The following is a 9,673-nucleotide window of genomic DNA, read 5'->3' on the forward strand; positions in this document are numbered from 1 at the left end:
TGCTCGACGATCCAACTTGCCCGCCGGAGTCAACGGAATCGAATCCAACACCACAAACACCGACGGAACCATATGCGCCGGCAACACCGACACCACCCGATCACGCACCGCATCGACATCGACCAACCCACCACCGACACCGAACACATACGACACCAACACCGCCGCACCACCAGGACCATCAACACCCAAAGTCGCCACGAAATCAACCTCAGGAAGAGCAGCAATCACCGCATCGATCTCACCCAACTCGATCCGAAAACCACGAACCTTCACCTGAAAATCGCTACGCCCCACATACTCCAAAACCCCAGAACCATTCCACCGCACCACATCACCCGTGCGATACATCCGCTCCCCCACCAAAGAAAACGGCGCCGCCACAAACCGCTCCGCCGTCAAACCCAACCGATCATGATAACCACGCGCCAACCCAGGACCAGCCAAATACAACTCACCCACAACACCCACCGGCACCGGCTGCAAACGCGAGTCCAACACCACCACAGCAAAACCCAACACCGGAGAGCCGATATCGACCGGAACCCCCGGCGACATCGGCGCACTCAACGACGCAAACACCGTCGCCTCCGTCGGACCATACGCATTGAACATCAAACGGCCCGGCGCCCAACGCTCAACCAAATCAGAACCCGAAGCATCACCACCGGTCGCTACCACTGCAAGCGAATCGAGACCGGCCGGATCCACCGACGCCAACGCCGCCGGCGTCACAAAAGCATGCGTAATCTCCTCCTCACGCAGCAACTGAGCAAGCTCGACACCACCGAACACATCCGTCGGCACAATCACCATCGCCGCACCACCACAAAACGCCAACAACAACTCGAGCACCGACGCATCGAAACTCGGCGACGCAAACGACAACGTACGCGAGCCAGCAGTCACCCCGAACCGAACACGCTCCACCTCAGCCAAATTCGCCAAACCCCGATGCGTCACCACCACACCCTTCGGAACACCCGTCGAACCCGAGGTATAAATCAAATACGCCGCATCATCGAGACGAACCGAACCCAACCGATCACCATCGGACACCGGCCCACCAGAAAACTCACCAACCTCATCGACGATCGACTCATCGTCGAGAACAATCCACGACACCCCATCACCGGCCCGGCCCACATCCGACACATACTCGACCGCGGTAATCCCCACCACAGCACCAGAATCGGACAACATATGAGCAATACGATCCACCGGATACGACGGATCCACCGGCAAAAACGCACCCCCAGCCTTCGCCACCGCCCACACCGCAACCACCGACTCCACCGAACGCCGCAACCCCAACGCCACAAACGAACCCACACCCACACCACGACCGATCAACAACCGCGCCAACCGCGAAGACCGAACATCCAACTCCCCATACGACACCGACACACCACCACACACCAACGCCACACCATCCACACCCGCAACATCTACCGCAGAAACCAAAATCTCCGGCAACAACCGACCCACCACCGACACACCACCACGCACCGGCACCAACAACTCACGCTCGGACTCCGACAACAAATCGAGCTGTCCCATGAGTAGTTCGGGCGTCGTTGCGAACGCCTTCAATACTCGGACGATCCGCTCGACAATCGTCTCGACCTCCGCCGATCCGAACAGTTCGGGAAGGTATTTGGCCTCGATGTGCAGCTGTTCGTCAGCCATGGCTACCAGGGTCAACGGGTATTGAGCAGTATCGCTGCCGTCCAGGATGTTCGACACCCGCATGCCCGCGATGTCGGTGTCATCGGAAAGCCCTGCCCGATCGACCGGATAGGACTCGAACACGGTGAGCGTGTCGAATGCGACTGCCGGTCCGACCGCACGCTGGATCTCGGTCAAACCGAGATAGTGATGGTCCAACAGACCAGCTTGTTCCGACTGGAGTCGAGCGATGAACTCGCCCAGCGTCTCCCGTGGGTCGAGTGTGACGCGAACCGGCAACGTGTTGATGAACAACCCGATCATCGATTCGATGTCGTTGATCTCGGGCGGTCGACCGGACACCGTCGCACCGAACAATACGTCGTTGCGTCCAGTGAGCGTACCGAGGACTGTTCCCCATGCAGCCTGGACGAGCGTGTTGACCGTGACCCCGCGTTCGCGTGCCACCCCGCGCAGTCGATCGGTGTCCGCGGCCGACAGTGATGTCAGTACACGTGCTGCAAGCGTCGACTCCTGCCGACGGCTTTCGATCGGCGTCAGCAACGTAGGTTCGGACAGCCCGGACAATGCTTCGCTCCACGCAGACCGTGCGCTTGCTGCATCGCGGCGACTCATCCATTTCAGATAGTCGCGGTACGCAGGTACGCGGGGCAATATCGAGTCGTCGCCGTCCGTTGCGTACAACGTCAGCAGTTCGCGGATGAGCAGAGGCGTCGACCAACCGTCGATAAGGATGTGGTGATTGGTCATGACCACTCGCCACTCGCCCGGATGGACGTCGATGAGAGTGAACCGCAGGAGCGGTGCTTCGGCCATGTTGAAGCGCGTAGCGCGATCGGTGGCCATGATGCGTTCGAGTTCGATCTGCGCCGCAGACTCGTCCAGTCCGGTGAGGTCGAATTCGTTCCATGGCACCTCGACGTCACGTTCGACGATCTGTACGGAATCGCCTTCCATGTTGTGCACGAAGGCAGTCCGCAGGTTTGCATGCCGGTCGAGAAGTCGCTGAGCGGCCCTCCGGAAACGCGTCCGATCCAGTGTTCCACCCAGCTCCAATACCAACTGGACGATGTAGGCATCGACGGACTGGTCGGACAACTCGGCATGGAACAGCAGGCCGGATTGGAGCGGTGACATGGACCAGATGTCCACGAGCTTCGGATACCTGGACTCGATGTCGTCGATGGCAGCTTGATCGAGCTGCACCAAGTCGAGATCCGACGGGGTGAACCCACCGGCGTCGCCACTACGTGCGTGCCGTGCCAGACCGGTCAAAGCCCGCACCCATAGCGCGGTAAGTTCCTCGACATCGTCGGAATCGAGCACGCCCGACGGAAAAGCGAAGGTGGCTTCGAGAACTGCGCCTGCCTCACCCGTCGTGGTCACCGCGTTGATGTCCAGCACCGCTGCTACCGGCAGATCCGAGTTCTGGACGTCACCGATGTCCGCATCGTCGACAGGTAGCCAACCCACGTCACCGAGGTTGTCCGGGATTCCTGCGCTGTAGCGACCGAGATAGTTGAAGCTGATCTGCGGACTGGGGTGTGCGGCGAGCGCATCCCGTGACTGCTCGTCGAGGTAGCGAAGCATGCCGTAACCGATTCCGTGATCCGGTACCGCCAACAGGTGTTCCTTGACCGATTTGATCAGGCTTCCGGCGGATACCCCGCCGTCCAGAGCATCGTCGATGTCTGTGCCCGACAGGTCGATTCGAACAGGGAAAATGGTGGTGAACCATCCGAGAGTACGCCCTAGATCGGCACCAGGCACCACGTGATCTTCACGTCCGTGGCCTTCGAGGCTGACGAAGGCGTCGTCGTCCACTGCGTCGTCGTCCACTCCGCCTCGAGTACGGCGCCACGCTGCGATTGCCAGCGCGAGTCCGGCCATCAATCCGTCGTTGACACTGCCATGGAAGACATCGGGGATCGTAGTGAGTAGATCCTCGGTGACCGCTGCGGAGAGCTCGACGTCGATTCGCTGCACCGTGTCGTACACATCGACTGCCGGATCGAGTGGACGAGATCCGATCAACTGATCGGGACCGTCCAGCACCTTTTGCCACAATTCGAGCTCGCTGCGGCGATCTACAGCTTCGTCTCGGAGACCGTGGGCCCAACGTCGCATCGACGTTCCCACCGGCGCGAGTACGGGCTCTTGGCCGGCGACTATTTGTGACCAGGCAGATGCCAAGTCCGGCACTAGAATTCGCCACGATACACCGTCGACTACGAGGTGGTGGGCGACGATCAGCAACCGGGACGGCTCTGAGCCCGCATCGAACCACACCAACTGCAGCATCGACCCCGCGGCCGGATCCAACCGGCCTGAAGCTCGATCGAGCTCGGCCGACGCCAAAGTCGAGAATTCGCGACCCGAAGCCGAATCCACGCCTACGCGACGGGTGATCTCGGCGGCAGCGACCGCCCCTGCCGGACGAACGTCCATTGTCCATTCGTCTTCTTCGTGCTGCAGACGAGCGCGAAGCATGTCGTGGTGGTCGAGGACGGATTGCACTGTGCGCTCGAGCACCGTTTGTTCGATCCCCGGTGGCAAGGTGAGCAGTGCGGTCTGCGTATGACGATCGAACAGTCGAGTCCGCTCGATCATCCAGGACACGATCGGCGTCAGCGGTACGTCGCCGACTCCGCCGCCTGGAAGTTCCTCCAAGATCGCGGCGTCCGCATCATCCACCGACAGTGCGACCTCGGCCAGCCCAGCGACGGTCTTACGTTCGAAGACATCACGTGGTGACAGAACGAAGCCCGCCGCTTTTGCGCGCGAGACCAGTTGAATCGACATGATGCTGTCGCCACCGAGGGCGAAGAACGAGTCGTCGACACCGACATGATCGAGCCGCAACACCTCCGCGAAAAGGCCGGCCAGCATCTTCTCGACCGGAGTATTCGCGTCGCGGCCGGATTCTGGCCTGTTGTCGAAAGTCGGGTCCGGTAGTGCTCGACGATCGAGCTTGCCGGCGGGGGTCAGCGGAATCGCATCGAGTTCGACGAATGCCGTCGGAACCATGTGAGCGGGCAACGCTGCCGCAACATGCTCACGCAGCGCGCGTACATCGAACCTGCCATCGGCTGTCGGCAAGACATAAGCAACGAGAATGGTGTTTCCTGCAGGACCGGTAGTGCCGACGGTCGTCACGAAGTCCACGGACGGATGCGCAGAAAGCACACTGTCTATCTCGCCGAGTTCGATGCGGAAACCTCGGACCTTGACCTGTGAATCACTGCGTCCGACGAACTCCAATGCACCCTCGCGGTTCCAGCGAACGATGTCACCGGTGCGATACATGCGTGACCCGACCCCATCGAACGGGTTCGCGACGAACCGCTCGGCGGTCAGCCCGAGACGTCCGTGATAACCGCGGGCAAGAGCCGGTCCCGCGAGGTAGAGCTCTCCCGGTACCCCGACCGGGACCGGATTCAACCGCTCGTCTAGTACGACCTCGACGAAACCTATTGTCGGCGAGCCGATGTCGACGGGTGACCCCGGGGACATGCTGGTGCTGATCGAGGAGAAAATAGTCGCCTCGGTGGGGCCGTAGGCATTGAACATCGACCGCCCCGGTGCCCACCGAGCAACCAATTCCGGAGGACAGCTGTCGCCGCCGGTAGCGATGACCTCGAGCCGGGTCAGACCGACCGGGTCCACGGATGCCAGAGCTGCGGGTGTAACGAACGCATGGGTGACCTGCCGCTCCGCGAGCAACCGGCTCAGATCGGGCCCGCCGTACATCGCCGGGGGTGCGATCACCATGGTGGCCGCGCCGCCGAAGGCCAACATGAACTCGAGAATCGAGGCATCGAAACTCGGGCTTGCGAACGCCAGGGTGCGCGAGGCCGGAGTCACCCGGAATCGGGTGCGTTCCTCCTCGGCGAGGTTGAACAGCCCCCGGTGAGTGACAACGACGCCCTTCGGAACACCCGTCGAACCCGAGGTGTAGATCAAATAGGCAGCGTCGTCGAGTCGCAGCGGCCGAATACGATCGACGTCGTGAACTGCCTCGCCCGAGTGTTCGGCGATGGCGATCGTCTCGTCGGCGTCGTCGAGTAGCACCCACTTCGTCGCCGAGAGTCCCTGCAGTTGCGGCGCGTCTGCCGACGTGGTGAGACCGATGACGGCTCCCGAATCGGTCAGCATGTGTTCGATACGGTCGGCTGGATACGTCGGATCGACGGGGAGGAACGCCGCACCAGCCTTGGTCACAGCCCACAGTGCAACGATGGTGTCCGCCGAACGCGGCATGGCCAGAGCAACTACCGTGCCGGGACCTGCACCGAAGCCGACCAACGCGCGCGCCAGCTGCGACGAGCGGGCATCGAGTTCTCCGTAGCTGATGACCGCGTCTTCGAACCACACGGCGTCAGCTGCAGCACCGGCGGCAGTGACCGCTGCCGTCAAAATGTCCGGCAGCAGACGAGCGTCGCCAGCTCGCGCACCGCGAACAGGCGCCAGCGCACCTCGCTCGTCGACGGACAGCACATCTATGTCCCCGACAACGATGCTCGGTTGCGCAGTCACTGCCTCGAGGATCACCTGTAGACGCGTCGCGAACCCCGCCACCGTCGACTCGTCGAACAGATCGCTCGCGTAACGGAACGACGCTTCGATGCCCGACTGAAGACCGGAATCTTCGAACGTCTCCGAAATCGTCAACTGCAGGTCGAAGTTGGCTATGTCATTGGCAAGCTCGACGCCCTCGATCTCGAGGCCGGGCAATGTGATGTTCGGTCGATCGGTGTGCTGGAACTCGAGCATGACCTGAAAGAGAGGCGTGTACGAAGCCGATCGAACCGGTTCGAGCGCGTCGACGACACGCTCGAACGGTATGTCGGAGTGCGTAAAGGCGGCCAGGTCGGCGGTACGTACTGCGTTCAGCACGGTGTCGAAGGATGCCGATCGGTCGAGCTCGGTACGTAGCACGAGTGTGTTGACGAACATGCCGACCAGATCGTCCAGTGCAGCATCGCCACGTCCTGAGATCGGTGTACCGACCGAAATATCTGCGGAGGCAGACAGAGTCGACAGCAGTGCCACCAAGGATGCGTGAACGATCATGAAGACGCTGGAGTCACGGGAGGTGGCCAACTCGGCCATCCTGCGATGAAGCTCGCCGTCCAGCTCGAAACAGACTTCCGCCCCTCGGAACGATGCCTCGGCCGGGCGGGGCCGATCGTACGGGAGCGGGAGGATTTCAGGGGCCCCGGACAACGTGTCGACCCAGAAAGAGAGCTGAGTCGACATCAGTGACGCCGGATCTGACTCCGAACCCAGGAACTCGCGTTGCCACAACGAATAGTCCGCGTACTGAACGGGTAGCGTTGCCGGGGTGGGGGCATCACCGCCAGCCCGAGCGCTGTACGCGACGATGAGGTCACGGGCTAGAGGAGCCGTGGAGAAGCCGTCGGACGAGATGTGGTGGACGACGAAGGCGAGAACGTGCTCGTCCCTGCTGACTTCGATCAATCGGGCACGAATGGGAACGGATCTGGAGACGTCGAAACCGGTGGCTGCGATCTCGGCGACCAACTCGGCCACGTGCTCTGGCGCATGGGCGCGAACAGGAGTCAGGTCGGGTTGAGCCTGGCGAGATTCGAGAATCGATTGGACAGGCCCGTCGTCGGTCAAGGGAAAGACCGTCCGCAAGGACTCGTGCCGGTCGATCACATCACCGATCGCGCTGCGCAGCGCGCCGACATCGAGGGTGCCGGTCATCCGCATCGCGAAGGCGACGTTGTATGCGGCGGAGGACGTGTCGTATTGGTTGATGAACCACATGCGTTGTTGTGCGAGCGAAACCGGAATGGAATCGGGGCGCACGACAGAGGTCAATGCAGGGCGTGGATCGGTCCGGTAACCCTGAGACTCGACCGTCTCGGCAAGCGCCCGCACCGTAGGTGCGTCGAACAGGTCGCGGACTGTCAATTTCGAACCGAGGGTGGAATTGACGCGTGCCACGAGCCGCATCGCGACGAGCGAGTTCGCGCCCAGGTCGAAGAAATTCTGTGTGACGCTCAGTTGTGAAGCACCGAGCAGATCGGCGAATTCCGCTGCGATTATTTCTTCCACAGGGTTCTGTGGGGTGACGATTTCCAGGTCTGCCGTCCCGAACTCTGGCTCCGGCAGCATCTTTCGATCGAGCTTGCCGCTGGCATTCAGGGGAAACTCGTCGAGTTCGAGAAACAGAGACGGAACCATGTAACTGGGCAGCGACCCGGCCAGCGATGTGCTCAATTCGGCGTTATCGAGGGTATGCCCACGAGTAGAAACTACGTATGCAACCAGCACCTCACCGGTCGCTTCGTTGCTGTGGACGATGGCCACGGCCTGCGCGACCGCCTCGAGGCGAAGCAAAGCGGTTTCGACTTCTGCCAGTTCGATACGCAAGCCGCGAAGCTTCACCTGGAAATCTGTGCGTCCTAGGTATTCGAGGTTGCCGTCAGCGCGCCACCGCACCAGGTCCCCGGTGCGGTATATCCGAGCGCCTGGCTCACCGAAGGGATCGGCGATGAACCGATCCGCGGTGAGGTCGCCTCGTCCGACATATCCTCGCGCCAACTGGATCCCGGCGAGGTAGAGCTCCCCCGGGGCCCCTATCGGCGCAGGCTTCAACGACGCATCGAGCACATAGACGCGAGTGTTCCACACCGGCGCTCCGATAGGAACAACGGTGAGATCTGTTGCGGAGCAGGAGTAGTACGTTACATCGACTGCAGCCTCGGTCGGTCCGTACAAGTTGTGCAGATCGGCATCGGAGAATTCGGTGAACACTGCGACGGTTGCCGGCGGCAGCGCCTCACCACTACAGAACACCAGCCGCAGCGACGCGCAGTCGTTCGAGTATGCGCCGTCGGTGAACACCGCCAACATCGATGGGACGAAGTGCACAGTGGTGATGTGCTCACGAAGAATCAAGCGCGACAGATACTCCGGATCGCGATGCCCGTCTGGTTCGGCGATGACAAGCTTTGCGCCGACATGAAGAGGCCAGAAGAATTCCCACACCGACACGTCGAACGTCGCGGGAGTCTTCTGCAAGACATTGTCCGAAGGTTCGAGGCTGTACTCGTTCTGCATCCACAGCAACCGGTTGACGATCGACTCGTGGCTGACGGCAACGCCTTTCGGACGTCCGGTCGAACCCGAGGTGTAGATGACATACGCGGTGTTGCGGCCGCTGAGGGAACCGTGCCGTTCGGTATCGGTCACGGTGGCGGTGCTGCGGTCGGACACATCGATCAGATCCACTGCGAGGACAGGATTCGCGACGGGAACGTTGATCCAGTCGCGGCTGGTTGTCAAGATGCAGACAGGTGCAGCGCTATCGATGACATACGCCGATCGATCGATCGGATGGTCCGGATCGATCGGGACATACGCGGCGCCGGCCTTCACAATCGCGTACATCGCCACCAGCAGATCCGTCGAGCGACGAATCGCGAGCCCGACATGGGTCTCCGGGCCTACTCCGAGTGAAATCAAATGACGAGCGAGCTGATTCGAACGTTCGTCGAACTCGCGATAGGTCACATGTTCATCCTCGAAGACCAAAGCAATCGAGTACGGACTTCTGGCCACCTGCAGATCGAACAGAGTATTGAGCGTCGGATCAACTCCGACAGTCTCCGGCAGCTCGTGATCGGTCGCATTCCACTCTTCGAGAACTCTCTCGCGCTCTCGGGTCGAAAGAATCTCGACATCGCGAAGCGTGGTGCCTGGGGAAACTGATATCGAGCGGAGCAGCCTGAGGAATCGGTCGACGAAGTTGTCGATCGTCGATCGATCGAACAGGGCGGTCGCATAGGTGAACGCCGCATTCAGGGTGCCGGATTCGGTTGCGGATTCATCGACCCTCAGTTGCAGATCGAACTTGGTGGTCCCAGTGGACAACTCCTCGAACGCAACGTCGAGGCCGGGTAGTTCGAGGTGTGCGCTCTGGTTGTTCTGGAATTCCAATAAGACCTGGAAC

1 protein-coding gene is annotated in these 9,673 nt (G+C 61.1%); it reads right to left on the reverse strand.

The features are described 5' to 3' along the window. The coding region (locus BJD99_RS11420; RefSeq protein WP_143542127.1) for a non-ribosomal peptide synthetase at positions 1–9,673 on the reverse strand (9,673 nt) is incomplete at both ends.

Source organism: Rhodococcus sp. 1163 (assembly GCF_002091985.1).
Classification (GTDB): domain Bacteria; phylum Actinomycetota; class Actinomycetes; order Mycobacteriales; family Mycobacteriaceae; genus Rhodococcoides.